The following is a 26,597-nucleotide window of genomic DNA, read 5'->3' as shown; positions in this document are numbered from 1 at the left end:
AGTATGAGCTTTGCTTAGAGTCATGTGGGGTTGTCACTACAAAACTGAACTTGGAATAACGATTAACTCAAAACTTTACTCTATAGAAGCGATAATAGCAACTGCGAAAGCTTAATTGCGTCGTGACGTAATAAGTTTTCACGATAAATCAGTAATTGTTCGGCGACAATTTGATACGGCAGTTTTTGAAGTTCTATCTTATCAAAAACAACATCTTTGGCACCCTCTTTTTCGTACTTTTCTAGATATTTTTTATCGATTTTTTGATCATTGACAATCACTGTATCTATAATTCCTGCTCCAACATGGGAAATCAGCGCTTGAACATGATCATTTGCTGTATAATCATCAGTTTCTCCAGGTTGGGTCATTACATTACAAATATATACTTTTCTAGCCTGGGCTTTTTTTACCTCGTCAGCAATTCCCGGTACAAGTAAATTTGGTAGGACACTTGTGTAAAGGCTTCCAGGACCAATAACGATTAAATCAGCCTTACGGATCGCCTGAAGCGTTTCTGACAGAGGTTGCACATGTTCAGGGGTAAGAAAGACACGCTTAATTCTTTTCCCTATTTTCGGAATTGTCGACTCTCCGGTAACAATGCTGCCATCGCACATTTCCGCTTTTAAAATGATGCTTTGATTAGCTGCTGGAAGCACCTTTCCTCGGACGTTCAAAACTCTGCTTAATTCATGAACTCCTTTGGCAAAATCACCAGTGATCGATGTCATTCCTGCTAATAATAAGTTTCCCAACGAATGACCAGATAACCCTTCTCCATTTTCAAAGCGGTGTTGAAATAATTCTTCAATCAAAGGCTCTACTTCTGAAAGGGCAACAAGAACGTTTCTGACATCACCAGGTGGAGGGATGTCAAGCTCTTGACGAAGTCTGCCTGAGCTTCCGCCATCATCAGCAACTGTGACAATCGCGGTAATATCAACAGGAAAGGTTTTCAAGCCTCGTAAAATTGCTGATAGGCCTGTTCCACCGCCGATTACTACAACATTTGCTTTTTTCACTTAATGTCCCTTCCCTTTATGAACATCACGATGGGTAATAAATGTTTTAAAGTCTGCAGAATATTTTTTCCCAAAGTACTCAGCAAGTGTCACAGAACGGTGTTTTCCACCTGTACATCCAATTGCAATGACAACCTGACTTTTACCTTCTCGTTTATAATGTGGCAATATATATGTTAATAAAGAATCAAGTTTTTCAATAAATTGTTGTGTTTCAGCCCACTTGAGGACATAGGAAGAAACCTCTTCCTCCAACCCTGTTTTTGGCCTCATATGATCAATATAATGAGGGTTAGGTAAAAATCGAACATCAAACACTAGATCAGCATCAATTGGCATTCCATATTTAAAACCAAAAGACATCACATTGACCGAGAACGAGTGTTGCTCAGCTGCTGAGAAACGTTCAATTAGCTTTTCTCTGAGCTGAAGTGGCTTTAAATCTGTCGTATCAATAATTTGTTGCGCCTGACCCTTTATTTCTTCTAACATCTCTCGTTCAAGCTGAATGCCTTCTAACGGCAGACCTCTTGGTGCTAACGGGTGAGAACGACGCGTTTCTTTATAACGCTGCACTAGCTTGCTATCTTTTGAATCTAAAAAGATAATTTGTGCTTTAACATCAGCAACCGTTCCTAAATAATCGATCGATTGGAAAAGTTGATCAAAGAATTCTCGACCACGTAAATCGATGACTAATGCTACTTTATTCATTTTATCGCCGGAGCTTTCAATTAGTTCAATGAACTTTGGAATTAAAGCTGGTGGAAGATTATCAACACAGAAGAAGCCTAAATCTTCAAAGCTTTGCACAGCCACAGTTTTCCCTGCACCTGACATCCCTGTAATAATGACGACTTGCATATCTTTTTTTATTGACATAATTGCTTCCCCCTTTTTAAGAAAACATACATGTAACACAAACTAGCATGTAAGTCTTGCTTTCACTAAATAAACGCAGAGCGCCCGCCTAGCGGCTCGGAGCTAGACAAGCTTAAAATGTATATATTTTCTTCATTTAACGTAGCATTAAGCTACCTAACTGGATCTAATTGATATGATAAAAGTTCAAAGTCCTGTGTGTAATAAAAAGTCCCATATATCGTTTCACTTGAAAAAAGGATGTGACTGAAAATAAACACATCTCCTGGAGCCATTGGTAAGGTTTTGACATCGTTTAGATCTTGCCACTGCAATTTACCTTCTGGAGATTCTGTTAACATCTCACCTTCTATGTCGGTAGCTAAAAATGTAAACATCATCCATTCATCAACGACAGTTTCTCCATCTCTGATGACGATCGTAAATACACCTTTAATTTCAGGGTTTTGGATTTCAAATCCTGTTTCTTCACGGAGTTCTCTTGTTACAGCCTCTTTAATGGACTCTCCGCTTTCCATTTTTCCACCTGGAGCAACCCACCAACCTCTTGATGGCTTTTGCAACAATAATACTTGCTGGTCTTTGATGACGATACAATTGGTTATTCTTTGCAAAGTCCCCACCTCTGTACTAGTTATATCAAAAATAAAAATGAAACACACTAAGGGAAGTTATACCGAAAATCAAGTAAATCTATAAGAAGCTATACCTTCCTATAGTATACTATATTTTTCAAATCGTAACATTCCTAAAAAGTGTTATAGCCTTAAATATTGTGAAGCCTTTGCCTTACTATTATTTGACAATACTTTTTGGCCAGTATTTCTGGATTGGTCATTTATGTAAATATAATACATTTTTGCAAAAAAAGAGCACGAATAGCGTTCATTCGTGCAAAGAAAGTATATAAAAAAGGGGGTCAATTACTTATACCTATCATACCCGTATTATATTTCAAAACTGTTACAGCAGAATTAAAACGGAGTAACGTTTTATTAAAAGTGTGTCATTTGGAGATCTCTTCCAAATGCTAAAACTGTCCCAAACTGATCGTAGCTGTCCCCCCGTTTCCAGAAACAGATATGTGTACAAGTATACACTGCTATCATGTATCAGTCCGAGGCGCGCCAACCATTCTAGGACAGCTTCCTTGAATTTATTGCTTTAATTCTTCCATTAATTCTTCAATATAATGTTGCGCTGCTTGAGCTGCAATACTGCCGTCACCTGTTGCTGTTACAATTTGACGTAATGTTTTTTCGCGAATATCTCCTGCAGCAAAAATGCCCCTTACTCGCGTTTCCATTTGATCATTCGTTTCAACGTAACCTTCGGCATTCAAAATTCCGAGGTTTTTAATTGGGTCATTTAAAGGCTCCATACCAATGTAAATAAAGACACCATCCGTCTTAAATTCGCTTTCGCTTTCGTCTAAAACATTTTTGATTGTTACACTACCAACTTTACGGTTATCTTCGTTAATTGAAGTGACAACTGAATTCCAAATGAAATTAATTTTTTCGTTTGCAAAGGCACGGTCTTGAAGAATTTTTTGCGCGCGAAGCTCATCACGACGATGAATAACTGTTACTTTTGTCGCAAAGCGGGTTAAGTATACAGCTTCTTCAACTGCAGAGTCACCACCACCAACGACTACTAGTTCTTTCCCTCTAAAAAATGCTCCATCACAAACGGCGCAATAAGAGACACCACGTCCACCTAGGGCACTTTCGCCTGGCACACCTAATTTTTTATATTTAGCACCCGTTGTAACAATAACGGCTCTAGCTTTAAATTCTTTGCTGCCAGTTACAACAGTTTTGTACTCTTTACCGTCTTTGATCTCTTTTATATCTCCATATGCATATTCAGCACCAAACTTTTTCGCGTGGTCAAACATCTTCGTTGATAAATCAGGGCCGAGGATACTTTCATAACCAGGGTAGTTCTCCACATCTTCCGTGTTAGCCATTTGTCCCCCTGGCACACCACGTTCAACCATTAATGTTGATAAATTACCTCTTGACGTATATACAGCAGCTGTCATCCCTGCAGGGCCTGCACCAGCAATAATTACATCGTAAATTTTTTCTTCACTCATTACATTCACTCCCTATTGGAACTCATCTTTTTATCTAAAACCTTATAAACATAAATACCTAGGACAGTAATGTCCTTCTCAAATATATCGTAATCAATTTAAGAAAATAAGTCCAATATACTGCTCATAAGGGTAACTATTCTTTAGTATGTAACACATAGTTCATTTTAAGGTGAAAAAGTACAAAGTATATCTACTTTGTACTAAAAACGAACCTATGTTATTTTTCGCCTTTTAAATACATTTAATACTACTAGTTCACACCGAAGCTATAGCTAGGTTCAATCTCATTACCGTTTTGTAATAGTTGTAAATTAATTGATGCATCATCATTTCCGAGTGTCGCCAACTTTTCCCATAGGGCTACTGCTTTTTCAACTCGACCAGTGTAAAAGTTAGCAACTGCCAATTGGTAGCTAAACTTAGGGAAATCACCATATCCTTTGCGATGAAGGCGCTCTAACCGGAGATAGGCGTGTTCATGTTCGCCAACTTTACCAAACGAAATCGCTAAACTATAACTTTGATCAAAGTCAATACTCCAGACATTTGCTAATGCCTGTGCAATTGTTTCAGCCTTTTCTAAGTCACCTGTCTCAAAGTAATAATTCATTAAATGCGAGCGAGCGAGGATGTTATCTTCTTTATCTAAAACTGAACGAAGGATTTCAATCGCTTTTTCTGGATTCCCTTTTAGGTAATAGGCTTCAGCTAGGCGAATATGTGCCATCCAGTATTCCGGTCGCTCCTTCAATAAATCAATAAAATATGCAATCGCTTTATCATAGTTTTGTTTCTTTAGCTCATGCGAGGCTAGCTCATAGCGTATTAAAAATGTTTCTGCCTCTGCAAATAAGTCATCTTCTTCCTCCTGCAAAAGCTCTAAAAGATCTTCAATATCTTCTAGGAACTCGCCATCTGGATCTTTATCGATATATATAAGAGCTTCTTTTCTAGCATGCTCGAATAGCCCTAAATTGGCATAATTATTAGCTAAAAAAAAGTGTGCTTCAGGCATTTCTTCTCCTGAATTATCTGCTACTATTTTTATTAAACAATCATTAGAGTAGTGAAAGTCTCCTAGGTCTGCATGAACAATGGCTAGCTGGCATTGAAATGCCTGTTCTTTAGGATCTAACGTTATCGCACGCTCTAGATATTGTTTTGCCTTAATTAAATTTTTCTCTCGATAAGCTTCTATTCCTTTGTCGTAGAAATAAGCTCCATCTTGAAGATTAGAAAATACTAATCCCATTGCCTTAACATTCTCATTATGTTTACTCATCTCTACCCCTCCTCAATACAACAATTAGCCACTCGCGTAGTATAACACTTTTTCAAGCTTCTGGTAAATGTCAAATGTAGCATGAAATTTGTAAAATGAACACACTATTCATAAATATTTTTCGCGTGAGCATATTTTTCCAATGCTCCAACCAAAGCTCTACACTGTTTTTATCACGTCGGCAACAAAAAAGAGCTGCCAGTAGCGGCAATCTGTCGCGATACTGACAACTCTTTTTTGTCATTTCCCATGTCTTTCCTGTAATGTCTTTAAAACCTCGTCTAATGGTAGCTTCTGCTCACGAAGAACGACAAGAAGGTGGAAAAGTAGATCCGCCACTTCCCATCTTAATTCTTCAGGGTCACGGTTTTTCGCAGCGATGATCACTTCGCCAGCTTCTTCACCAACTTTTTTGAGCATCTTATCAATGCCATGTTCAAATAAGTAGGTTGTATAGGAGCCTTCTGGCCTTTCTGCTTCACGTTTGGCAATTGTCGCTTCTAGTACATTTAAAATCGCAAAGCGGTCGTCAGTACTGAACGTCTCCTGTTGTAACAGCGAATCACTAAAACAACTATAGCTGCCTTTGTGGCACGCAGGACCTGCTGGATGAACGAGAACGACAAGCGCGTCTTGGTCGCAATCATAGCGAATATCAACGACTTGCTGAGTATTGCCAGATGTCGCTCCTTTATGCCATAGTTCCTGACGTGAACGGCTATAAAACCACGTTTCTTTCGTTTCAATTGTTTTTTGCAATGATTCTTCATTCATATAAGCTACGGTCAGCACTTCTTTACTCGACGCATCCTGGACAACCGCAGGGATTAGTCCTTTTTCATCAAATTTAACCATTAGCGAACTTCAACCCCTTTCTGTTTCAAAAAGCATTTCACTTCGGCGACAGAGGTTTCTTTATAGTGAAAAATTGAAGCTGCCAGTGCTGCATCCGCTTTTGCTTCTTTAAATACTGGGTCAAAATCTTCTTTCGACCCCGCTCCACCTGAGGCAATCACCGGAACAGTTACAGCTTCGCCAACTGCTTTTGTTAATGGCAGATCGAAACCTTTCTTTTCACCGTCTTGGTCCATACTTGTAAGAAGGATTTCTCCGGCACCTCGTTTGACCGCCTCCTTTGCCCAAGCAATCACTTCCCAGTCAGTTGGCGTTCGCCCGCCGTGGGTGTAAACACGCCACGACCCTAACTGCTCATCAAATTTTGCATCAATCGCGACAACTATACATTGCGACCCGAAAAAATCTGCTCCTTCAGTGATTAATTCAGGACGGGTGACCGCAGCTGTATTTAAGGAGACTTTATCGGCCCCGGCACGTAAAATTCGTTTCATATCAGCAAGAGAATTGATCCCTCCACCAACTGTGAAAGGTATCGCTAACTGTCCTGCTACTTGCTCAACGACATCAACCATTGTTTCGCGTCCTTCATGTGAGGCTGAAATATCGAGGAAGACAAGCTCATCTGCCCCTTGCTCATCGTAAAAAGCGGCAAGCTCTACAGGATCTCCAGCGTCTCGTAAATTAACAAACTGAATACCTTTAACAACACGACCTTCTTTGACGTCTAAGCATGGAATAATCCGTTTAGCTAACATCAGCAGCACCTCGTTCCAGCGCTTCCTGAAGGGTAAATTGATTTGTATAGAGGGCTTTTCCAGTAATGGCGCCGCCAATGCCGTCTTTTTCAAATTGTTTCAATTCAGTAATATCAGCTAGTGAACTGACCCCGCCAGAAGCAATTACTTCTTTTCCTGTTGCACGAGCTAGTGCGGCAATCGCTTCGGTATTAGGACCAGAGAGCATACCATCACGTGAAATATCAGTAAAAATAAAGACTTCAGCGCCGTGACTTGCTAATTCAACTCCTAACGCTTCAGCAGTTACCTTTGATGTTTCTAACCAACCTTCTGTGGCAACATAGCCATCACGAGCATCGATGCCAATCGCAATTTTTTCACGGTACTGCTTTAGCATCGCTTTAACGAACTCCGGATCTTTAATCGCTGAGCTTCCTAAGATAACACGATCAACACCATGATCTAAGTAGGCTGCAACATCCTCAGGAGTGCGGATTCCGCCACCAACTTGAACTTTAACGTCCAGCTCTTTGGCGATGGCGATGACATGCTCGTGATTAACACGATGTCCTGCTTTGGCACCGTCTAGGTCGACGGTATGGATCCAAGTTGCCCCAGCTTCTGCAAACCTTCTTGCCATATCTAACGGCGAATTGCCGTAAACCGTTTCTTGATCATAATCACCTTGAATGAGGCGAACACAGTTGCCATCACGAATATCAATGGCAGGGTAAATGATGAAATTACTCATAAATCTTTTTCGCCTCCTTCTCTTTTGTAACGATACTTGCAAAGTTTTCAAGTAGCTTCATACCGACGCTACTACTTTTCTCAGGGTGGAATTGTGTGCCGAGAACATTTTCTTTAGCAACGACAGCTGGGACTACAACGTCATAGTCACTACTTGCTAGCAGTTCACCTGCTTCCATCGCTTGCACGACATATGAGTGAACAAAATAAACATGCCCTTGCTCAACCTGATCAAGTAACGGATGCTCTTGGTGGAAAGCAAGACGGTTCCAGCCCATGTGGGGAACTTTGTAGCGTTCGCCTGCTTTTGTTACTCCAGTGAAGCGGCGGACTTTGCCTTTGAGAAGAGCTAAGCCTTTTGTTTCCCCATTTTCTTCGCTCTCTTCAAAGAGCAATTGCATTCCTAAACAAATACCTAACAATGGCTTTCCTGACTTCGCCCATTCAATTAAAAATTGGTCTAACTTCTCGCTACGTAAAATCTCCATTGCATCTTTAAAGGAGCCTACTCCAGGCAAAATGAGGCCATCGGCACGTCTTAGTTCGTCTTGGTTTTCGGAAATGAAATAGTCATAGTTTAAGCGCTCTAACGCTTTACTAACGCTATGAAGATTACCCATTCCGTAATCAACAATCCCGATCATTTATAACATTCCTTTCGTTGAAGGCACCCCTTTAATCCGTGGGTCGACGGTTGTTGCTTCATCGAGCGCTCTCGCTAGTGCTTTAAAAATTGCTTCAATGATGTGGTGCGTGTTTGTTCCGTAGTGAACAACAACATGAAGATTCATTCGTGCCTCAAGCGCAAATTTCCATAAAAATTCGTGAACAAGCTCTGTATCAAACGTACCGACTTTTGCACTTGGTAGTTCTGCACGAAATTCGAGGTGCGGACGATTACTTAGATCGACTACAACTTGTGCGAGTGTCTCATCCATCGGAACAAAAGCACTTCCATAACGTTTAATTCCTTTTTTATCGCCAAGGGCTTCTTTCAAGGCAATCCCTAAGCAAATCCCAATGTCCTCCGTTGTGTGGTGGTCATCAATTTCCACATCACCATCAGCTTCAACTGTTAAATCAAACAATCCGTGCTTCGTCCATAAATCTAGCATATGGTTCAGAAACGGTACAGGCGTCTGGATATTGGCACTACCATCCCCGTCAATCTGTAATTGTAGCTTTATTTGCGTTTCCTTTGTATTTCGTTCAATACTACCTGTCCTACTCATCTTCTTCCTCCATTCATACTTTCAGCCTTTTCTAATTAGTCCACTTGGTGTGGACTTTTGCTTAAAAATGTCCACGAAGGGTGCCAGGCACCTAATGGGAGACACATAGAGGTGCCTGGCACCTCTTTGATTGGCACCTCTAGTCCTTTAGGCGAACTTCTACTGCTCGGGCGTGAGCTTCTAACCCTTCTAGGCGGGCAAGAGCTGCGATTTTTTCGCCATTAGCGATTAAGGCAGCTTTACTATATGAAATTATACTCGATTTTTTCGTGAAGTCATCGACATTTAATGGGCTTGAAAAACGGGCCGTCCCATTTGTTGGTAAAACGTGATTTGGACCAGCAAAGTAATCGCCTACAGGCTCTGAGCTATATGGACCTAAAAAGATCGCTCCAGCGTGACGAATTTTACCTAACAGTTGCATCGGCTCGTTTGTTAGCACTTCTAAGTGTTCAGGAGCTAGCTCGTTGACAACGTCTATCGCTTCTTCTAAGTCACGAGTTACATAGATTGCGCCATAATCTTGGATTGATGCTTTCGCGATCGCTTTACGCGGTAATAGCTCCAGTTGCTTCTCTACTTCTACCCCTACTTCTTCAGCTAATTGTTGCGAAGGAGTTACTAAAACGGCGGATGCCAAGGCATCATGCTCAGCTTGTGATAAAAGGTCGGCTGCTATGTAACGTGGGTTTGCACCCTCATCTGCTAACACAACAATTTCGCTTGGACCTGCGATCATATCAATAGCGACGTCGCCAAAAACAGCACGTTTTGCTAGAGCCACGTATATATTTCCTGGACCCACAATTTTGTCTACAGTTGGTATCGTCTCTGTCCCGTAGGCTAGTGCGGCAACCGCTTGAGCACCACCGACCTTATAAATGTGTTCAATACCTAATTCATTCGCTGCAACTAACACACCTGCCGAGAGGGTACCGTCTTTTCCTGGTGGTGATACCATGACAATTTTTTTCACTTCAGCTACTTGAGCTGGAATAACGTTCATTAAAATCGAAGATGGATAGGCAGCTGTACCGCCTGGAACATAAACACCTACCGAATCGAGTGGGGTAATTTTTTGACCGAGAATTGTGCCATCTTCTTCAGTAGCTAACCACGATTGACGCTTTTGGCGCTCATGGAAGCGACGGATATTCGCCATTGCACAGCGAAGCGCAGCAAGTACTGTGTCATCAATATGTGCGTAGGCGGCCTCTAGTTCTTCTTTTGTCACCTTAAAATTTGACAACGTAGCTCCATCAAATTTTTCAGTGAAAAAGCGGATCGCATCATCGCCCTCGTTACGAACTTGGTCAATAATCGCTGTGACAACTTTTTGTTGGTCGGCGGTTCCTTGCTCAATACTTCTTTTTAACGAAACCTTTTCCGTGACTTTCTCAATTCTCATTGTTCATCCCCCTCAATGACTGCGGCTAGTCGCTCAACGACCTCATCAATAATGGCATCTTTCATTCGGTAGCTAACTGGGTTCACAATTAGCCGTGAGGTAATTGGGACGATTTTTTCAGTTTCAACAAGACCATTCGCTTTCAATGTCTTCCCTGTTGAAACAATATCAACGATGCGATCAGCAAGACCAATCAATGGAGCAAGTTCAATCGAACCGTTTAATTTAATAATCTCAACCTGCTCACCTTGCTCGCGGAAATAACTTGCTGCTAAGTTTGGATATTTTGACGCTACTTTAGGGTTAATGTCATTACTTTTTTCATATGTTGGTAGCGCGGCTACTGCCATGTAGCATTCGCTAATTTTTAAGTCTAGTACTTCATAAACGTCGCGCTCTTCTTCAATCATTGTGTCTTTGCCAGCGACGCCAATATCCGCGACACCGTGCTCAACGTAGGTAGGAACGTCCATTGGCTTCGCTAAAATAAAACGCATCCCAGCTTCAGGGACGTCAATAATTAAACGACGATTGTCTTCAAACTCTGGTGGGAGATTGTAACCAGCTTTGCGAAGCAACTCTACAGCTTCTTCAAATATTCTGCCCTTTGGCATTGCTACTGTTAACATTTAGTTATCCCCCTTTCCATTTTTACCGATGCAATAAATGATATCTTCATAGCCTTGAGAAAATTGGTCAACATCTTTGACTCCTGACAAGTCTTGAAGAATGACAGACAAGCCTGCTTGGCGCTTTTGTTGTGCTAGTTCAATTGCATCTTTTCTGCGCTCGTTACTATAGATAATGCATGTCACTTGTGTTTGCTTAGCTTTAATACCGATCGCCTGAACAAGTAGGTCAAGACGAATTCCAAACCCTGTCGCAGGTGCAGGACGATTAAATTTTTGTAGAAGTTCATCGTAACGACCACCACTTGCAATTGGTGTGCCAAGATTATCGCTATACGCTTCAAAAACCGGTCCTGTATAGTAACTCATATGCATAACAAGATTTAAGTCTAGTTTAACGAAATCTGTAATTCCGTAACAATCGAGAACTTCCCAAAGCTTCTCAAGTTCACAAAGAGCTTTTTTGCCTTCACCATTCGATACTAGTTCTTTTGCCTCTTCAAGCTTCGAAAAATCACCACGAAGATTTAACAATTGTAAGAGACGGTTCTTATCAATCGACGATAGTGATAAACTTTTTACATGTTGACGAAAGCCAACATAATTTTTCTCATATAGAAAACGCCGCAGCGTATTTGCTCGTTCTTCATTACCGACGATATCGATTAATAAGGCATTAACATAGCCAACATGACCGATCGCAATTTTAAAATGAGTTAAACCGACTTTTTTCATCGAAGCAATCATGAGGGCAATCACTTCAGCATCAGCACTGCTCGTTTCGTCACCGATCAATTCAATGCCAATTTGCTCAAATTCAGCCGGTCTGCCGCCTTCATCGTGCTGAGCACGAAAGACATTTGTGTCATAAGCAAGTCGTAACGGCACACTGACATCTTTTAAGCTTGATGCAGCTAATCTTGCAATTGGCGCTGTCATATCTGGGCGTAAAACAAGGGTGTTACCACGTTGGTCGAGGAGCTTAAATAATTGTTGGTCTAATATCGCTGAAGCAACCCCAACCGTCTCATAGTACTCTAATGTAGGTGTTTCAATTGACTGGTATCCCCACAGCTTTAATTCCGCCTTCATCTCTTGGCGGATTTGATTTTTTGCTTCATATAATTGCGGAAGGGTATCACGCATTCCGATTGGCTTTTCAAACATAAATGGCTTTGACATCAGTCACACTCCGTTCGTTTTGCTTTACTCTGCTAATATGATAAAGTATCTTATTTAGTATTCTACACCCCATGGAAAAAACCGTCAACCTTTTTGTACTATTTACTCAGATTTTTCTAAGTATTACAGCATTTTGAGCTAAAAAGCCTCATTTATGAGTAAATCACTAGCGGACTCAGCTAAATTATGCACCTCTTTGGGAATGGTATGCGCCTATTCCCGAGCCAAACAAAAAACAGCCCTACACCCCCGCTTATTGCGGAGCAGGACTGTTTCCTTCTCTAATTATTTGCATTGGATTGCCGCCAACAAAGGCGCCAGCTGGGACATCTTTATGAACAAGTGATCCTGCTGCAACCGTTGCGCGGTCACCGATGATTACTCCCGGTAAAATTGTCGTATTGGCACCGATCATCACTTCGTCCCCGATGATCACTTCACCTAGACGGTATTCACCAACTAAATATTCGTGGGCTAAAATCGTTGTATTGTAGCCAATCACAGTGTTTTTGCCAATCGTAATTTTTTCAGGAAACATAATATCCATCATGACCATTAACGCAACTGCTGTTTGATCGCCAACCTTCATTCGTAAAAACGTCCGAAATAACCAATTTTTAAATGGAACATGAGGCGTGTAACGACTAAGTTGGATAACAATGAAGTTTTTCATAACCTTAAAAAATGGAACGGTCTTATAGATTTGCCAGAGGGAATTAGCACCGACAACTGGATAGCGAGTTGTCCTTCTAGCCACGAGAATCTTCTCCTAAAAAGCTGAGTAAATCTGCCATCGTTTCAAGCATGACGTCTGGCCCATACCCTTCTATAAATTCTCTCCCTTTAATCGTCCAAGCAACCGCTGCTGTTAGCGTACCTGTATTTTTCCCACCTAAAACGTCATACTGACTATCGCCGACCATAATCGCGCGCTCAGGTGAGGAACCTAATTGTTCAAGTGCTTTTAAAAGCGGTTCTGGATCTGGTTTTACTTTTTCGACGTTGTCGATACCGACTAGGACTGGAAAATATGGCTCAAGACCTGTTAGCTTTAAGCCCATGCGAGCTGTATCTGAACGCTTCGTCGTTACAATCGCAAGCTTGTACCCTTTTTCATGAAGGGCTTTGACTGTTTCTTTAACCGTTTCGTATTCTTCAACTAATTCATCATGTTTTTCATGGTTGAAGGATCGGTACATATCAATCATTTCTTCGACACGATCTGGGAGTAACCCACTAAAGCTGTCATGAAGCGAGGGACCAATAAATTGAATGACTTTTTCACGAGTGTATTCGTTTGGAAAATAATGATCTAATGTATGCAAAAATGAGGCAATAATGAGCTCATTTGTATTGATTAGCGTACCATCTAAATCAAATAATATTGTATCTATCTTTTTCATGAGAAAACTCCTTTTTCGGTTTGGAATATACGAGAGTTAATGCAGAAAAAATCCTACATTAACTCGAGCTTATATCACTTTTTCTTCGGTTACCTGTTCATTGTTTTTCTCAAGTCTGTTCCAGATAAATGCGACGAGGATCGTTAAAACAATGGCCGTGACGAGACGGATCAGAAATAACGGCCAAATTGGAATACCTAGTGGGATAAAAAGTAACGTATCTTCAACAACAGCATGGCATGCAACTAGGAAAATAAACGCTAAATATAAGTCTTTCTTTTTGACGCCATCCTCTTTTACTGCCTGCATCATGACCCCTGCTCCGTAAGCTAACCCAAAGACAAGCCCGGCTGCCAATGTTGTTGACGTATTTCCCTTCATTCCGAGCATTTTTGTAAATGGAGACATTGCTTTTGAAAACCAGTTAAGCCAGTTTAAATCCTTCATGATTTGAATACCAACCATAATTGGAATAACAATTAACGCTAATTGGAAAACGCCTAGCGCAGCACTTTCTAAACCTTGGTAAATGATTGCCCCCCAGCCTGTCACTTCAACTGTCTGCGCTGAGGAAACGAATCCGTATTGGGCAGGTTCTCCGCCACCTTGCCAGAAAAAATTGATCGCTGCCGCTGAAAAAAGCGCAAGTCCAATTCGGACAGCGAGAACGACCGACATGCGAATGCCAACCTTTGTGGCCACCGCCGATTCAACTAAAAGATTATGAGAAAAAGAAAGCATAACGGCCAAAATAAAAACTTCTTTTACTGATAAGTCCAATGTTAAAATTGCTCCGATTGCTGCATACAAGTTCAGCACATTTCCTAGCACGAGTGGAATTGCAGCTTCTCCAGACAAGCCAATCAGACTCATGATTGGTGAGAGAATTCGAGCAAGCCAGTCTAATAACGGTGTATGCCCAATGATCGTTACTATAAGGGTGATTGGAAAAATAATTTTTCCTAACGTCCAAGTTGTTTGCAATCCTACTAGTAATCCCCTTTTTAAGCTACCCAAAATCTCTCACTCCTTATTTGCTTTTCTTTTTCTTTTGTTTCTTGACTACTTTTTTCTCAGGTTCCGCATCTAAATAACGTTCATGGTCTAATCCCATTTTATGTCGGTATACAATTAAAATGACAGCACCAACAATGGATACAAGCGATACGACCTGAGCAGTTCTTAGTAGATCAAACATCATTAAACTATCCGTACGCAATCCTTCTATAAAAAATCTTCCGAACGAATACCAAATGACATAGCCAAAAAATAGGTGGCCACGGCGGAGGTTGACACGACGTAAATAGATTAACAGTGCTACCCCTACTAAACTCCAAAGAGATTCATATAAAAAAGTTGGGTGATAATGCTGCCCATTAATGTACATTTGATCAATAATAAATTGTGGAATTTGTAAACTCTGTAAAAATGCTGGATCTACTGGACCTCCATGTGCTTCTTGGTTCATAAAGTTGCCCCAGCGTCCAACTGCTTGACCTAATAAAATACTTGGCGCAGCAATATCAGCTAGTTTCCAAAACGAAACACCTCGTTTTTTTGCAAAAATATAGCCCGTTATTAAAGCACCTATTAAACCGCCGTGAATCGCTAAGCCGCCTTCCCAAATAGCAAGAATTTGACCAGGATGTTGGATATAATATTCCCATTTAAAAATTACATAATAAATACGTGAAGAAAGAATAGCAATCGGTATCGCAAAAAGTAATAAATCTGCAAATAGGTCATTTGGAAGACCCCGCTTCACCGCTTCACGATTGGCAATTAAGTAACCTAGAAACGCACCGAAACCAATAATTAGCCCGTACCAATAAATTGAAGTAAAACCTAAATCAATGGCAACCGGATTTAAAGGCTGAATTTGATAGATCATAATAGCACCCCTTTTATTCATTCAAGTTTAAAGCTTTATTAGTTGAGTGAATTCATAATTACCTTAATCAAGCTATATCAATCTAAATGTAGTTGCGAATAGTTTCTACGCAACTACATTTAAAACATAATAGCGAAGATAATGAATTATGAGATTCATTAAGTTGTTATTTTGAAGATTTTAACGCTGTTCAAGTAGAGAAGGTTCGCTTTAAACAAATCTCTAGAGTATTAGTCGTCAGAACAGCCAACAATTCCATCGATTTTTCCTTTAAGTCTAAATTTCTTCTTTGTCGCCTTCTTGAATGACGTTTGTTAGGCGTGATGAAAATTCCTCGGCTGCATTAATACCCATTCGTTTCAAACGGAAATTCATCGCTGCAACTTCTACAATTACAGCTAAGTTACGTCCTGGACGAACAGGCACTGTAATTCTCGGTAAATCGGTATCAAATATTCTCATTGTTTCTTCATCAAGACCAAGACGATCATATGCTTTTGTTTGATCCCAGATTTCAAGATGGATGACTAAAGCAATTGGTGTAAATAGGCGGACAGCACCGGCACCAAACAATGTCATGACATTAATGATTCCTAACCCGCGGATTTCTAACAGGTGGCGAATTAGGTCTGGCGATTTCCCGACTAACATGCCATCATGCTCTTGGCGAATTTCCACCGAGTCATCAGCAACAAGACGATGACCTCTGCGCACTAAGTCAAGAGCCGTTTCACTCTTCCCTACACCACTTGAGCCTGTGATCATCACACCAATTCCGTAAATATCGATTAATACACCATGAACCGCTGTCATTGGTGCTAGTTGACCTTCTAGATAGTTAGTTAACGTACTACTTAAGCGAGTCGTTGTTAAATTCGAGCGCATGACTGGCACGCCAACTTTTTTTGCTGCTTCGACTAATTGAGTTGGTATTTCCATCCCTCGAGAAATAATGATTGCTGGTGTATCGTATGTACAAAGACGTTCCATTCGATCAGTTTTTTCACTATCAGTAAGTTGATCGAAAAACGTTAGCTCCGTTTTTCCTAATAATTGAACACGTGTCGCAGGGTAATAGTTAAAATAACCTGCCATTTCCATTCCCGGTCGTGAAATATCACTAGTAGTGATCGGTCGATAAACCCCTTCTTCGCCACATATTAAATCAAGCTTGAATTCTTCCATTAAATTATGTGCTGTTACTTTAGGCATGAAAACATCCTCCACTTTTTCTTAGTTCCCAAAATTTTAAAACAAACGCTTTTCGATACCATTATTTTCACATCTGTTTGATGACTTATACATTTTACCATAATTAATCGGTGAGAAAGTAGGATTTACATTTTAAAATGTGTTTGGTAACTAGCTTTACTGCTGAAAATTCGGTTTGGCTAGTAAATCTGGTAGTTTGGATAGAAAATGCTAGTTTTTGGCTAATAACGCACCTGTTTTGGATAGAAAAGTATCTAATTTGGATAGATACTGGTTCAACTAGACTAATTATCGGGCTACGAATAGTAGTTTTTCATGACAAAATTCAATATTACGCCTGAAAAGTAAAAAACGTTCAGATTACATACGAATCTGAACGTTTTACGCTATTTTTTTTGCATCGGTTTGATTACAAAATTATTGATTAGCATATTTAATAGACTAATAATAATCGCTGCGAAAACTGCCATACCAAATCCTGAAATTTCGAAAGCAGGCCCCATTAAGCTTGCAGTAATCATTAGCGTTATCGCATTAATGACAAAGAGGAAAAAGCCGAATGTAATGACCGTAACTGGTAGTGTTAAGATGATTAAGATCGGTTTTAAAATAACGTTGATGATCGACAGTAGGACACTTGCAATGATTGCAGCAGAAACACTTTCCAAGTAGAACCCTTCAAAGTAACCGGCTACGACAACGAGAACAACACTATTGACGAGAAGATGGATAAGCCAACGCATCAATATTGTATATCCTGCTCGTTTGGAATTAAGATAGTCGCTACTAAGTAAGCAATTGCCACCGGAAAGAACGCAGTAGGAATAATTAAAAGAAGGGTAATGATTCTTACTACGGTTGGATCAATTTTTAAATATTTACCTAAGCCACCACATACTCCAGTTAGTTTGCGGTCATGCTGTGTACGATATAATCTTTTCATTTTACTCTATCCCCTTTTAGAGGATGTTTAATAAGATCGACTGAATGCTCTTTTATGCTTCTTTTTAAACATTCTCTGTTAATTTTGAATGAGAATTGACCCAGTTCTCGCTTCGGCTTCAACGTAAAAAACTGGCTCAAGTCCTCTATTGGAAACGAATGTTACATACTTATTAACAATATCCTTTTTCTCATCGAGAATTTGCATTTGTGGTAAATCACAAGTAAAGCCACCAACAACCGTTTTAAATTCACCTTCTGTTTTCATGTCCTCAGGAACTGTCATTTCAATGCTTCCTGTTGTTGTTTTTAGATATGCTTTAGCTTTTACTTTTTCCGTTAATATATATTTAATTGTACCATTTAATGTTTCAATATCAGCTACGCCACCAGTGACAGTAAGATGAACTGTACCATGAACGGTTTTCGCTTCTACTTTTTCCGTATCAAGCTTATTGACCGTTATACTACCATTTACTGTTTCTAACGTTGCCTTGCTACTAGTTAACTTATCAAGAGTGATCCGTCCATTGACTGTCTTGGCTTCAAGTTCACGAGCTTCGATGACCTCTCCGTTTAAGTGTCCATTGAACGTATATAATTTCACTTCTTCATAGTTTTGACGCGGAATGTAAAACGTTGCATTAATTTTTAAAGACTTCTCACGTGACTTAAAACGGAGTTTGTCATCAGTTACGTTAAAGGATACTTCATCTAAAAAATATTTTCTGGCAGCTTCTACATCTTTTTCACGATACACCTTTACTTTACATTCCACACGGACATCGTCTTCATCCCAAGGAACAAAATGAACACTACCATTTTCAACGGCGATGTCTAACCTTAAGATGTTGCTACTATGGTGCTGAAAAATATGATCAATCTCGACCGAGTTTCCAAAATTCAAATCAAGATCAAACTCTTTAATTTTTTGAACAGCTTGCTCAATAAAATCTGTAAAGCGGTTTGTAAAAGAAGGTTGGTTGTATTTACCTCTGTAATCATGACCATTTTCCCAATCAACATCGTTTGATAAATAGGTGTTCTGTTCTTGCTTTGGTTCGTTGTTTTCCGTTTCCCCTAATTGTTTCAGTAAAGCAACTCCCTCATCTGCAGTAATTTTCCCATCCTCAATCATTTTCAAAATCATCTTACGTTCTTCCTGCATGGTAACTCCTCCTCTTTATTCGTATTATCTTTATTACGATCGAAGCAAAGAAAAGTTTCTAAATATCCACTATTATTTTATTCTAGTGTTAGGTATCTTACAACAATTGGATTAAAAAGCAACATTTGTATTTTTTCTCAACAATCACTTAAATTTTCCCACTGTAATGTCGCTGGCATTCCTTTCTCTTCGCTACTTCTTATACATAACCATGCCGTCTTCACCCTTAACATCAAAGTCGCTGAACTCCCTTTTCCTTCAATGTAAAACTGTAACGGATTTTAGAGGCTCGTTCAAAGAATGCCAGCGACTTCTAGTATGAAGTTGTTGCTATCCTTATGAATTGGGATAATAGTTATTCTACAAGAAATTTAACCTCAAAAAAGAGTGTAAAACCTAGGCTTTACACTCTTTGTTAATGTTATCTTGATAATGCCTTCATCCGATCCTCCATTCGTTCGCGGTCACGAGCGAGGATTGGTTTTAGGTAATACCCTGTATAGGATTCAACCGTATTTGCTACGTCTTCTGGTGTTCCTGTTGCAATGATTGTCCCACCTTTGTCGCCGCCTTCGGGGCCTAGGTCAATAATATGGTCTACTGTCTTAATGACATCGAGGTTATGTTCAATGACTAGGACAGTGTCACCTTGATCGACAAGGCGTTGTAGTACTTTGAGCAAGCGATCAATATCGTCGACATGCAGACCTGTTGTCGGCTCATCGAGGATATAAATGGTTTTACCTGTTGAGCGACGATGGAGCTCTGAAGCTAGCTTTACACGTTGGGCCTCACCACCTGATAAAGTGGTAGCTGGTTGTCCAAGTTTCATATAGCCTAACCCAACATCAAATAATGTTTGAACTTTTCGTTTGATTTTCGGGATATTGGCAAAAAAATCGACGCCGTCTTCAACAGTCATATCGAGAATATCAGAAATTGTTTTGCCCTTGTAGGTGATGTCTAACGTCTCACGGTTATAGCGATTTCCATGACAAACTTCACATGGAACGTAAACATCTGGTAAAAAGTGCATTTCAATCTTGATTATTCCATCACCGCGACATGCTTCACAACGACCACCTTTAACATTGAAGGAGAAGCGACCTTTTTTATAGCCACGAACTTTTGCTTCATTTGTCATTGCAAACACATCACGAATATCATCAAATACACCTGTATATGTTGCTGGATTTGACCGTGGTGTCCGGCCGATTGGTGATTGGTCGATATCAATTACTTTATCGATATGCTCTAAACCGTGGACAGATTTATGCTTCCCTGGTTTTTCTTTTGTTTTATAAAGGTTTTGGGCAATTGATTTATATAGAATGTCATTGATTAACGTACTTTTCCCTGATCCAGAAACCCCTGTTACTGCGACAAATACACCGAGTGGCACTTTAACGGAAACATTTTTCAAGTTATTTTCCGCCGCTCCTTTAATTTCAAGAAAGCGGCCATCAGGCTTACGGCGCTCTGTAGGCAAGGCAATAAATTTTTTCCCTGATAAATATTGCCCTGTTAACGATTGCTCATTTTCCATGATCTCGGCTGGTGTACCTTCAGCAGTAATCATTCCACCATGAACTCCTGCGCCAGGACCAATGTCAAAAATGTAATCAGCGGCCATCATTGTATCTTCATCGTGTTCGACAACAATTAATGTGTTGCCTAAGTCACGCATATGCTCCAACGCTGCAATAAGACGGTTATTATCGCGCTGATGAAGTCCAATTGATGGTTCATCTAAAATGTAGAGAACTCCCATGAGCGAGGAGCCAATTTGCGTTGCTAAACGGATCCGTTGCGCTTCACCACCAGATAAGGTTCCAGCTGCTCGGGATAGACTTAAGTAATCAAGACCAACGTTGATTAAGAAACCAAGGCGCTCATTTATTTCTCGTAATATTAAGCGAGCAATCGCCTGCTCTTTTTCTGTTAAGACAAGACTTTCAAAGAAATGCTTCGCATCTTTTACTGACATTGCAGTAATTGCGCCAATTTGTTTGCCGTTAATAAGAACGGCTAAGCTTTCCTTCTTGAGTCGATTGCCTTTACATGTTGGGCATGGTTTTTGTGCCATGTAACCTTCCATTTGTTCACGAATGTAATCAGAGCTCGTTTCTTTGTAACGACGCGCTAAGTTATAAAGAACCCCTTCAAATTCAACTTCATTTTCACGAACATGACCAAATTCATTTTCATAGCGGAAGTAGATTTTTTCGCCACTACTACCTGCTAATACTTTTTCTAACAAATGCTTTGGAATTTGTTCAATTGGAACATCCATATCAATTCCGTAATGGTCACAAACACTAGCAAGAAGTTGGGGATAGTATTGTGAACTTGTTGGTTCCCACGGCGCAATTGCGTGTCCTCTTAATGTTTTCGACCAATCAGGAATAACAAGATCTAAATCAACCTCTAACTTCGATCCTAGCCCATCACATGTCGGACAAGCACCAAATGGGCTATTGAACGAGAACATTCTAGGTTCGAGTTCACCGATAGAAAACCCACATTGTGGGCAGGCATGATGCTGGCTAAACAGAAGCTCTTCGCCATCAATAATATCGATCATGACGCGACCATCCGCTAGATTTAATGCTGTTTCAAGAGAGTCAGCAAGTCTCGTTTCAATTCCTGGTTTGACGACAATCCGGTCGATCACAACTTCAATGCTATGCTTTTTATTTTTTTCTAAATTAATTTCTTCAGCTACTTCAAGTATTTCGCCGTTAACCCGGACGCGGACGAAACCTTGTTTTTTTATATCTTCAAGCGTTTTCACATGCTCACCTTTACGCCCAGAAACAATAGGTGCTAAAATTTGCATTTTTGTCCGTTCCGGAAAGCTCATAATTTGATCAACCATTTGTTGAATCGTTTGCGATGAAATTTCAATTTCATGCTTCGGACAAACTGGTCGACCAATCCGCGCATAAAGCAATCTTAAATAATCATATATTTCCGTAACTGTTCCAACCGTTGAACGCGGATTTCGGCTCGTCGTTTTTTGATCAATCGAAATTGCCGGCGATAATCCTTCAATTGCATCAACATCAGGCTTGTCCATTTGTCCTAAAAACTGGCGAGCGTATGCCGATAAAGACTCTACGTAGCGTCGCTGCCCTTCTGCATAAATCGTATCAAAAGCTAAAGACGACTTTCCTGATCCAGACAAACCTGTGAGGACAACTAGTTTGTCACGTGGGATCGTTACATCAATATTTTTTAAATTGTGAGAGCGAGCCCCTTTTACAACAATATTTTCTAAAGCCATGTATTCATGTCACCCTTCCACTATATGCTTGTTCAGTGAACTACCCGCCACTTAATTTTCTATCGAAAAATTGAAGTGGGGGGCTTCCTAAGTAAAGACACCTAATGGTATCTAGTTGATTAGGCTATCCCTGTCGTCCCGACAGTTAATCGTAATGCTTCATTACGAAGATTGATTCCTGCGTTCACATCTCTTTGATGATAGCTCTTACACGATGGACATTCCCATTCACGCAAAGCGAGATGTTTCACGTCTTTATGTTTGTAGCCACAACACGAACACAGCTGACTACTTGCGAAGTTTTTGGCGACAACTACTACTTGTTTGCCATACCAACTTGCTTTGTATTCAAGCATGTGACGAAATTGATACCAAGAAGCTTCACTAATTGCCTTGGCCAGGTTCTTATTCTTTACCATGTTTTGAACAGACAGATTTTCTATCCCAATCACGTCGTGGTTTTTGACAAGATGGGTTGAAAGTTTGTGTAAGAAGTCTGTACGGGCATTCGTCATTTTTTCATGAGTACGAGCGACCTTTTTTCGTTGTTTGTACCAATTGGATGAACCGATGTTTCGTCTAGAAAGTATTTGTTGAGCTTTTACTAACTTTTGTTCTAGCGAATGAAGCCACTTCGGATGTTGATAGACGGTACCATTCGAAAGAGTCGCAAAAGCTTTAAGACCAACATCGACACCGATAGACGAATGAGTTTTAGTCAATTCCTCCATTTCTGTTTCTACCAAAATACTAATGAAGTATTTACCGCTTGGATTGCGCCTAATCGTGGCCTTCATCATTCGGCCATGGAAACTGACCTCTACTAAACTCACCCTTCCGCCTTTAACTCGATAATTAAGTCACGAAGTTCTGCGGCACGCTCAAAGTTCAACGCCTTGGCAGCCTCCTTCATTTCTACTTCCATTCGCTCAATGACAGCGGCACGCTCTTTCTTACTTAACTTTGTAATCGGAGCGGCTGTGTATTCTTCATCCGTTTCCGCTGCCATTGTCGCTTTAATGATGTCTGGGATATCTTTTTGAATCGTTGTTGGTACAATGCCGTGCTTTTCATTATAAGCCTCTTGAATGGCCCGACGTCGATTCGTTTCCTTTATGGCGATATCCATTGAACTGGTGATTTTATCGGCATACATAATGACATGACCTCTAGCGTTACGAGCCGCACGTCCAGTTGTTTGAATTAATGAGCGCTCAGAACGTAAAAAGCCCTCTTTATCAGCATCTAAAATCGCCACTAACGAAACTTCAGGAATGTCTAAACCTTCACGAAGGAGATTAATCCCAATCAGGACGTCAAATGTCCCTATTCGTAACTGACGAATGATCTCAATTCTTTCTAACGTTTTAATTTCGGAGTGTAAGTAACGTACTTTAATTCCTAGTTCCTTTAAATAATCGGTTAAGTCTTCAGACATTTTTTTCGTTAATGTCGTAACGAGAACCCGTTCATTTCTCTCAACATGATCATGGATCTCACCAATAAGGTCATCAATTTGACCTTTGATTGGACGTACATCTATTGTAGGGTCAAGCAACCCTGTTGGGCGAATAATCTGCTCAACCATTTTTGGTGTGTGTTCTAATTCATAAGGACCTGGTGTTGCCGATACAAAAATCGCTTGTCTAATTTTTTTCTCGAACTCTTCAAAACGAAGTGGACGATTGTCTTTAGCCGAAGGCAAACGGAAACCGTGATCAACTAACACTTGTTTACGTGCTTGGTCACCATTAAACATCCCCCTAACTTGCGGGAGAGTAACGTGTGATTCATCGACAACCATTAGAAAGTCTTCTGGGAAGAAGTCTATTAACGTATATGGAGTTGCACCAGGCTCACGGAAAGTTAAATGCCGTGAATAGTTCTCAATCCCATTGCAATAGCCCATTTCTTGCATCATCTCAATGTCATAACGAGTCCGTTGCTCAAGCCGTTGCGCCTCAAGGAGCTTTCCATTCTCATGTAGTTCTTTTAAACGTTCTTCAAGTTCTGCTTCGATATGGACAATCGCCTTTTTAAGATTTTCTTCACGAGTAACGAAGTGGGATGCCGGGAAAATTGCGACATGGTTACGTTCGCCAAGAATCTCACCAGTAAGAGCATCTACTTCGGTCATTCGATCAATCTCATCTCCAAAAAACTCCACACGAATACAACGCTCATCTTTTGAAGCAGGGAAAATTTCAACGACATCACCGCGGACACGGAACGTTCCACGCGTAAAGTTAATATCATTTCGATCATATTGAATGTCAACCAAATCTCTTAAAAGTTGATTACGATCTTTTTCCATGCCCGTCCGTAATGAAACGACAAGGTCACGATATTCCTCAGGAGAACCTAATCCATAAATACATGAAACACTGGCAATAATAATGACGTCTTGGCGCTCGAATAAAGCACTTGTTGCCGAGTGACGGAGCTTATCGATTTCATCGTTAATGCTCGCATCCTTTTCTATATATGTATCGGAATGGGCAATGTAAGCCTCAGGCTGGTAGTAGTCATAGTACGATACAAAATATTCCACTGCATTATTCGGGAAAAATTGCTTAAACTCACTATATAGCTGTCCTGCTAACGTTTTATTATGAGCAATCACAAGTGTCGGCTTATTTACCTCTTTAATAACATTAGAGATCGTAAATGTTTTTCCTGTCCCAGTTGCACCCAGAAGCGTTTGCATCTGTTTTCTTTCTTTTAATCCGGATACTAGCTCTGTGATCGCTTGTGGCTGATCACCTTGTGGCTCATACTTTGAAACAAGCTGAAATTGCTCCAAATTTGCCCCCTCCAATTTTGTATTTTTAGTGAACGATTTTTTAGGCGTTGCTGTATAATTGTGAAAAAAAATCTGTTTTATGCTCTCTACTCATTATATCACAAGGATAACACATTCAAACATCAATTACGAACGTATATTCCTACTGTGATAAAAATTACATTCGACAAAATCCAAACAATGGTAAACTCAACTTGTAGTAAGCATTATTGGCATGTTGTTAATGCCAGATCAATTAGTACCGGAGGAATGAACTATGGCAAAACTTATTAATTGGACTCCCGAAAACGAGCATTTTTGGGAAAATGAAGGAAAAAAAATCGCTAATAAAAATTTACGAATATCGGTATTTGCACTCATTCTTGCTTTTTGCGTTTGGCAACTATGGTCAGTGACTGCCGTTAGACTTAATGATGTTGGTTTTCAATTTACTAAAGGGGAATTATTTACCCTCGCTGCCCTACCCGGTTTAACAGGAGCAACATTACGGTTAGTATATACATTTTTGCCTAGTATCCTAGGTGGAAAAAGAACAACTTTGATTACAACAGCCGTTTTGTTAATTCCAGCAATCGGCATTGGCTTCGCAGTTCAAAATCCAGAGACACCATATTCAATGATGTTACTATTAGCAGCGTTATGCGGTCTTGGCGGCGGTAATTTAGCTTCTTCTACAGCAACTTTAAATCCATTTTTCCCGAAAAAAAGTAAAGGAACTGCGAATGGAATTAATGTTGGCATTGGAAATCTCGGTGTCAGTGTCGTTCAATTCGTTGCTCCGTTGGTGATTGGTGTTGGCTTTATCGGGGCTCTAACTGGTGGCGCGCAAATTATGCCAGACGGCACTGAGGTCTACATTCAAAACGCTGCATTTATATGGGTGATACCAATTATCATCGCCTTCTTCTTAACATTATTTTTCATGGATGAGCCACCAGTCGTTAAGCAAAGTATTGGCGCGCAGTTATCGGTGTTGAAGCTTAAGCATACATGGATTATGGCTTGGCTTTATATTATGTGCTTCGGATCTTTTATTGGATTTGCTGCAGCCTTTCCTTTACTAATCCGTTCTGAATTCCCTGAAGTTAGTGCTGTTACCTTCGCCTTTTTAGGACCATTCGTTGGTGCCAGTGTCCGCCCATTAGGAGGTTGGATATCTGATAAAGTTAACAGTGGTGCAAAGGTTACATTTTGGGTCATTGTAAGTATGATTATTGCAACAAGTGGTGTAATTTTCTTCCTTCACAATCAGAATTTTTACGGCTTCCTAATTATGTTTCTTATTTTATTTGCTGGAACAGGGATCGCCAATGGATCAACATTTAGAATGGTACCGTTTATCTTTGAAGAAAAAGCAGTCGCTCCAATTCTCGGTTTAATTGCCGCGTTTGCAGCATATGGTGCCTTCTTTATCCCGAAAATTTTTGGTTGGTCAATTGACACGACAGGGACTGCAGATTTAGCATTGTATATTTTTATCGTGTATTACGTCATTAGCCTTTGGGTTTGTTGGAATTGGTATACGAGGAAAAATTGCGAGTATAAGTGCTAATTTATTAATTGGAAAATATCTCCATAAGATTTTAAGGGTAGTTGCTTCTTCTAAGGGAAGAGCAACTACTTTTTTGTAGTGTCGCTGAATTTCCTTTCTCTTCGCTGTAAAACTCTAACGAATTTTAGAGGCTCGTTCAAGAAATTTCAGCGACATAGACCTTATCGTTTCAGTTTCTGTTATAGAACTCTTATAAAGACCGCTGAATTTCCTTTCTCTTCGGTGTAAAACTCTACCGACTTTTAGTCGCT

The 26,597-nt window shown here is 40.2% G+C and carries 24 protein-coding genes and 1 pseudogene; 1 reads left to right on the top strand and 24 read right to left on the bottom strand.

Annotation, left to right across the window (positions count from 1 at the left end; translation table 11 throughout):
* Positions 1–80: 80 nt before the first annotated feature.
* The 24 genes and pseudogenes from ACK4M9_RS17610 to uvrB all read right to left on the bottom strand — a co-directional run bounded on the left by ACK4M9_RS17610 (position 81) and on the right by uvrB (position 24,794).
* Positions 81–1,025, bottom strand: a complete 945-nt coding sequence (locus tag ACK4M9_RS17610) for a gluconeogenesis factor YvcK family protein (RefSeq protein WP_409853426.1) — start codon at positions 1,023–1,025, stop codon at positions 81–83.
* The gene (gene rapZ, locus ACK4M9_RS17605) at positions 1,026–1,907 is read right to left on the bottom strand and encodes an RNase adapter RapZ (RefSeq protein ID WP_409853424.1); all 882 of its coding nucleotides are present in this window, start codon (positions 1,905–1,907) and stop codon (positions 1,026–1,028) included. It abuts the gene before it with no gap.
* 152 nt (positions 1,908–2,059) lie between these two features.
* Positions 2,060–2,530 carry an 8-oxo-dGTP diphosphatase gene (locus tag ACK4M9_RS17600; RefSeq protein WP_409853422.1) on the bottom strand — a complete coding sequence of 157 codons (471 nt, stop codon included), beginning with the start codon at positions 2,528–2,530 and terminating at the stop codon, positions 2,060–2,062.
* Positions 2,531–3,063: 533 nt separating this feature from the next.
* Positions 3,064–4,008 (bottom strand): thioredoxin-disulfide reductase, encoded by a 945-nt coding sequence (gene trxB / locus ACK4M9_RS17595; RefSeq protein ID WP_409853420.1) that lies wholly within the window; start codon positions 4,006–4,008, stop codon positions 3,064–3,066.
* Between the two features lie 253 nt (positions 4,009–4,261).
* Positions 4,262–5,293, bottom strand: coding sequence for a tetratricopeptide repeat protein (locus ACK4M9_RS17590; RefSeq protein WP_409853417.1), 1,032 nt, complete (start codon positions 5,291–5,293; stop codon positions 4,262–4,264).
* 240 nt (positions 5,294–5,533) lie between these two features.
* A complete protein-coding gene (hisIE, locus tag ACK4M9_RS17585; RefSeq protein ID WP_409853415.1) occupies positions 5,534–6,148 on the bottom strand; it encodes a bifunctional phosphoribosyl-AMP cyclohydrolase/phosphoribosyl-ATP diphosphatase HisIE in 615 nt (204 codons plus the stop codon).
* Positions 6,148–6,906 (bottom strand): imidazole glycerol phosphate synthase subunit HisF, encoded by a 759-nt coding sequence (hisF, locus tag ACK4M9_RS17580; RefSeq protein ID WP_409853412.1) that lies wholly within the window; start codon positions 6,904–6,906, stop codon positions 6,148–6,150. The genes hisIE and hisF overlap by 1 nt, the downstream gene beginning before the upstream one ends.
* Positions 6,896–7,639: a 1-(5-phosphoribosyl)-5-[(5-phosphoribosylamino)methylideneamino]imidazole-4-carboxamide isomerase gene (hisA, locus tag ACK4M9_RS17575; RefSeq protein ID WP_409853410.1), complete on the bottom strand. Its 744-nt coding sequence runs from the start codon at positions 7,637–7,639 to the stop codon at positions 6,896–6,898. Before hisA ends, hisF begins: the two co-directional genes overlap by 11 nt.
* On the bottom strand, positions 7,632–8,282 hold the full coding sequence (hisH, locus tag ACK4M9_RS17570) for an imidazole glycerol phosphate synthase subunit HisH (protein WP_409853408.1): 651 nt from the start codon (positions 8,280–8,282) through the stop codon (positions 7,632–7,634). The genes hisA and hisH overlap by 8 nt, the downstream gene beginning before the upstream one ends.
* Complete coding sequence (gene hisB, locus ACK4M9_RS17565; protein ID WP_409853405.1) at positions 8,283–8,870, bottom strand: imidazoleglycerol-phosphate dehydratase HisB; 588 nt, start codon at positions 8,868–8,870, stop codon at positions 8,283–8,285.
* 139 nt (positions 8,871–9,009) lie between these two features.
* Positions 9,010–10,278, bottom strand: coding sequence for a histidinol dehydrogenase (gene hisD / locus ACK4M9_RS17560; protein ID WP_409853404.1), 1,269 nt, complete (start codon positions 10,276–10,278; stop codon positions 9,010–9,012).
* Positions 10,275–10,907 carry an ATP phosphoribosyltransferase gene (gene hisG / locus ACK4M9_RS17555; protein ID WP_409853401.1) on the bottom strand — a complete coding sequence of 211 codons (633 nt, stop codon included), beginning with the start codon at positions 10,905–10,907 and terminating at the stop codon, positions 10,275–10,277. The genes hisD and hisG overlap by 4 nt, the downstream gene beginning before the upstream one ends.
* The gene (locus ACK4M9_RS17550) at positions 10,908–12,089 is read right to left on the bottom strand and encodes an ATP phosphoribosyltransferase regulatory subunit (protein ID WP_409853398.1); all 1,182 of its coding nucleotides are present in this window, start codon (positions 12,087–12,089) and stop codon (positions 10,908–10,910) included.
* 253 nt (positions 12,090–12,342) lie between these two features.
* The gene (locus ACK4M9_RS17545) at positions 12,343–12,846 is read right to left on the bottom strand and encodes an acyltransferase (RefSeq protein WP_409853396.1); all 504 of its coding nucleotides are present in this window, start codon (positions 12,844–12,846) and stop codon (positions 12,343–12,345) included.
* On the bottom strand, positions 12,839–13,492 hold the full coding sequence (ppaX, locus tag ACK4M9_RS17540; protein WP_409853393.1) for a pyrophosphatase PpaX: 654 nt from the start codon (positions 13,490–13,492) through the stop codon (positions 12,839–12,841). Before ppaX ends, ACK4M9_RS17545 begins: the two co-directional genes overlap by 8 nt.
* Positions 13,493–13,561: 69 nt before the next feature.
* The gene (locus ACK4M9_RS17535; protein ID WP_409853391.1) at positions 13,562–14,509 is read right to left on the bottom strand and encodes a nucleoside recognition domain-containing protein; all 948 of its coding nucleotides are present in this window, start codon (positions 14,507–14,509) and stop codon (positions 13,562–13,564) included.
* Between the two features lie 13 nt (positions 14,510–14,522).
* The gene (lgt, locus tag ACK4M9_RS17530; RefSeq protein ID WP_409853389.1) at positions 14,523–15,383 is read right to left on the bottom strand and encodes a prolipoprotein diacylglyceryl transferase; all 861 of its coding nucleotides are present in this window, start codon (positions 15,381–15,383) and stop codon (positions 14,523–14,525) included.
* 276 nt (positions 15,384–15,659) lie between these two features.
* Positions 15,660–16,595 carry an HPr(Ser) kinase/phosphatase gene (gene hprK, locus ACK4M9_RS17525; RefSeq protein ID WP_409853386.1) on the bottom strand — a complete coding sequence of 312 codons (936 nt, stop codon included), beginning with the start codon at positions 16,593–16,595 and terminating at the stop codon, positions 15,660–15,662.
* Positions 16,596–16,981: 386 nt separating this feature from the next.
* On the bottom strand, positions 16,982–17,338 hold the full coding sequence (locus ACK4M9_RS17520; RefSeq protein WP_409853474.1) for a phage holin family protein: 357 nt from the start codon (positions 17,336–17,338) through the stop codon (positions 16,982–16,984).
* Positions 17,338–17,538 (bottom strand): PspC domain-containing protein, encoded by a 201-nt coding sequence (locus tag ACK4M9_RS17515; RefSeq protein ID WP_409853383.1) that lies wholly within the window; start codon positions 17,536–17,538, stop codon positions 17,338–17,340. Before ACK4M9_RS17515 ends, ACK4M9_RS17520 begins: the two co-directional genes overlap by 1 nt.
* Before the next feature lie 78 nt (positions 17,539–17,616).
* Positions 17,617–18,705, bottom strand: a complete 1,089-nt coding sequence (locus ACK4M9_RS17510; protein WP_409853381.1) for a DUF4097 family beta strand repeat-containing protein — start codon at positions 18,703–18,705, stop codon at positions 17,617–17,619.
* A 421-nt stretch (positions 18,706–19,126) separates the two neighbouring features.
* The gene (uvrA, locus tag ACK4M9_RS17505; protein WP_409853378.1) at positions 19,127–21,991 is read right to left on the bottom strand and encodes an excinuclease ABC subunit UvrA; all 2,865 of its coding nucleotides are present in this window, start codon (positions 21,989–21,991) and stop codon (positions 19,127–19,129) included.
* Between the two features lie 119 nt (positions 21,992–22,110).
* Positions 22,111–22,797 (bottom strand): annotated as a pseudogene (locus ACK4M9_RS17500) (RNA-guided endonuclease TnpB family protein); the annotation flags it as partial.
* A gap of 23 nt (positions 22,798–22,820) precedes the next feature.
* Positions 22,821–24,794, bottom strand: a complete 1,974-nt coding sequence (uvrB, locus tag ACK4M9_RS17495) for an excinuclease ABC subunit UvrB (RefSeq protein ID WP_409853375.1) — start codon at positions 24,792–24,794, stop codon at positions 22,821–22,823.
* Between the two features lie 256 nt (positions 24,795–25,050).
* On the opposite strand from uvrB, the gene ACK4M9_RS17490 reads away from it, so the two are divergent.
* Positions 25,051–26,346: an MFS transporter gene (locus ACK4M9_RS17490; RefSeq protein WP_409853372.1), complete on the top strand. Its 1,296-nt coding sequence runs from the start codon at positions 25,051–25,053 to the stop codon at positions 26,344–26,346.
* Positions 26,347–26,597 lie beyond the last annotated feature (251 nt).

Origin of the sequence: Anaerobacillus sp. (assembly GCF_046314235.1) — a bacterium.
In the GTDB taxonomy this organism is placed as follows: domain Bacteria; phylum Bacillota; class Bacilli; order Bacillales; family Anaerobacillaceae; genus Anaerobacillus.
The sequence above is the reverse complement of the archived record's forward strand: the minus strand, read 5'-3'. Positions and strand labels throughout refer to the sequence as shown.

Bases quoted from the DNA above. Each gene is read 5' to 3' on its own strand.
- rapZ (WP_409853424.1), bottom strand. From the start codon at position 1,907: ATGTCAATAAAAAAAGATATGCAAGTCGTCATTATTACAGGGATGTCA.
- trxB (WP_409853420.1), bottom strand. From the start codon at position 4,008: ATGAGTGAAGAAAAAATTTACGATGTAATTATTGCTGGTGCAGGCCCT.
- ACK4M9_RS17590 (WP_409853417.1), bottom strand. From the start codon at position 5,293: ATGAGTAAACATAATGAGAATGTTAAGGCAATGGGATTAGTATTTTCT.
- hisIE (WP_409853415.1), bottom strand. From the start codon at position 6,148: ATGGTTAAATTTGATGAAAAAGGACTAATCCCTGCGGTTGTCCAGGAT.
- hisF (WP_409853412.1), bottom strand. From the start codon at position 6,906: ATGTTAGCTAAACGGATTATTCCATGCTTAGACGTCAAAGAAGGTCGT.
- hisA (WP_409853410.1), bottom strand. From the start codon at position 7,639: ATGAGTAATTTCATCATTTACCCTGCCATTGATATTCGTGATGGCAAC.
- hisH (WP_409853408.1), bottom strand. From the start codon at position 8,282: ATGATCGGGATTGTTGATTACGGAATGGGTAATCTTCATAGCGTTAGT.
- hisB (WP_409853405.1), bottom strand. From the start codon at position 8,870: ATGAGTAGGACAGGTAGTATTGAACGAAATACAAAGGAAACGCAAATA.
- hisD (WP_409853404.1), bottom strand. From the start codon at position 10,278: ATGAGAATTGAGAAAGTCACGGAAAAGGTTTCGTTAAAAAGAAGTATT.
- hisG (WP_409853401.1), bottom strand. From the start codon at position 10,907: ATGTTAACAGTAGCAATGCCAAAGGGCAGAATATTTGAAGAAGCTGTA.
- ACK4M9_RS17550 (WP_409853398.1), bottom strand. From the start codon at position 12,089: ATGTCAAAGCCATTTATGTTTGAAAAGCCAATCGGAATGCGTGATACC.
- ppaX (WP_409853393.1), bottom strand. From the start codon at position 13,492: ATGAAAAAGATAGATACAATATTATTTGATTTAGATGGTACGCTAATC.
- lgt (WP_409853389.1), bottom strand. From the start codon at position 15,383: ATGATCTATCAAATTCAGCCTTTAAATCCGGTTGCCATTGATTTAGGT.
- hprK (WP_409853386.1), bottom strand. From the start codon at position 16,595: ATGCCTAAAGTAACAGCACATAATTTAATGGAAGAATTCAAGCTTGAT.
- ACK4M9_RS17520 (WP_409853474.1), bottom strand. From the start codon at position 17,338: ATGCGTTGGCTTATCCATCTTCTCGTCAATAGTGTTGTTCTCGTTGTC.
- ACK4M9_RS17515 (WP_409853383.1), bottom strand. From the start codon at position 17,538: ATGAAAAGATTATATCGTACACAGCATGACCGCAAACTAACTGGAGTA.
- ACK4M9_RS17510 (WP_409853381.1), bottom strand. From the start codon at position 18,705: ATGCAGGAAGAACGTAAGATGATTTTGAAAATGATTGAGGATGGGAAA.
- uvrA (WP_409853378.1), bottom strand. From the start codon at position 21,991: ATGGCTTTAGAAAATATTGTTGTAAAAGGGGCTCGCTCTCACAATTTA.
- ACK4M9_RS17490 (WP_409853372.1), top strand. From the start codon at position 25,051: ATGGCAAAACTTATTAATTGGACTCCCGAAAACGAGCATTTTTGGGAA.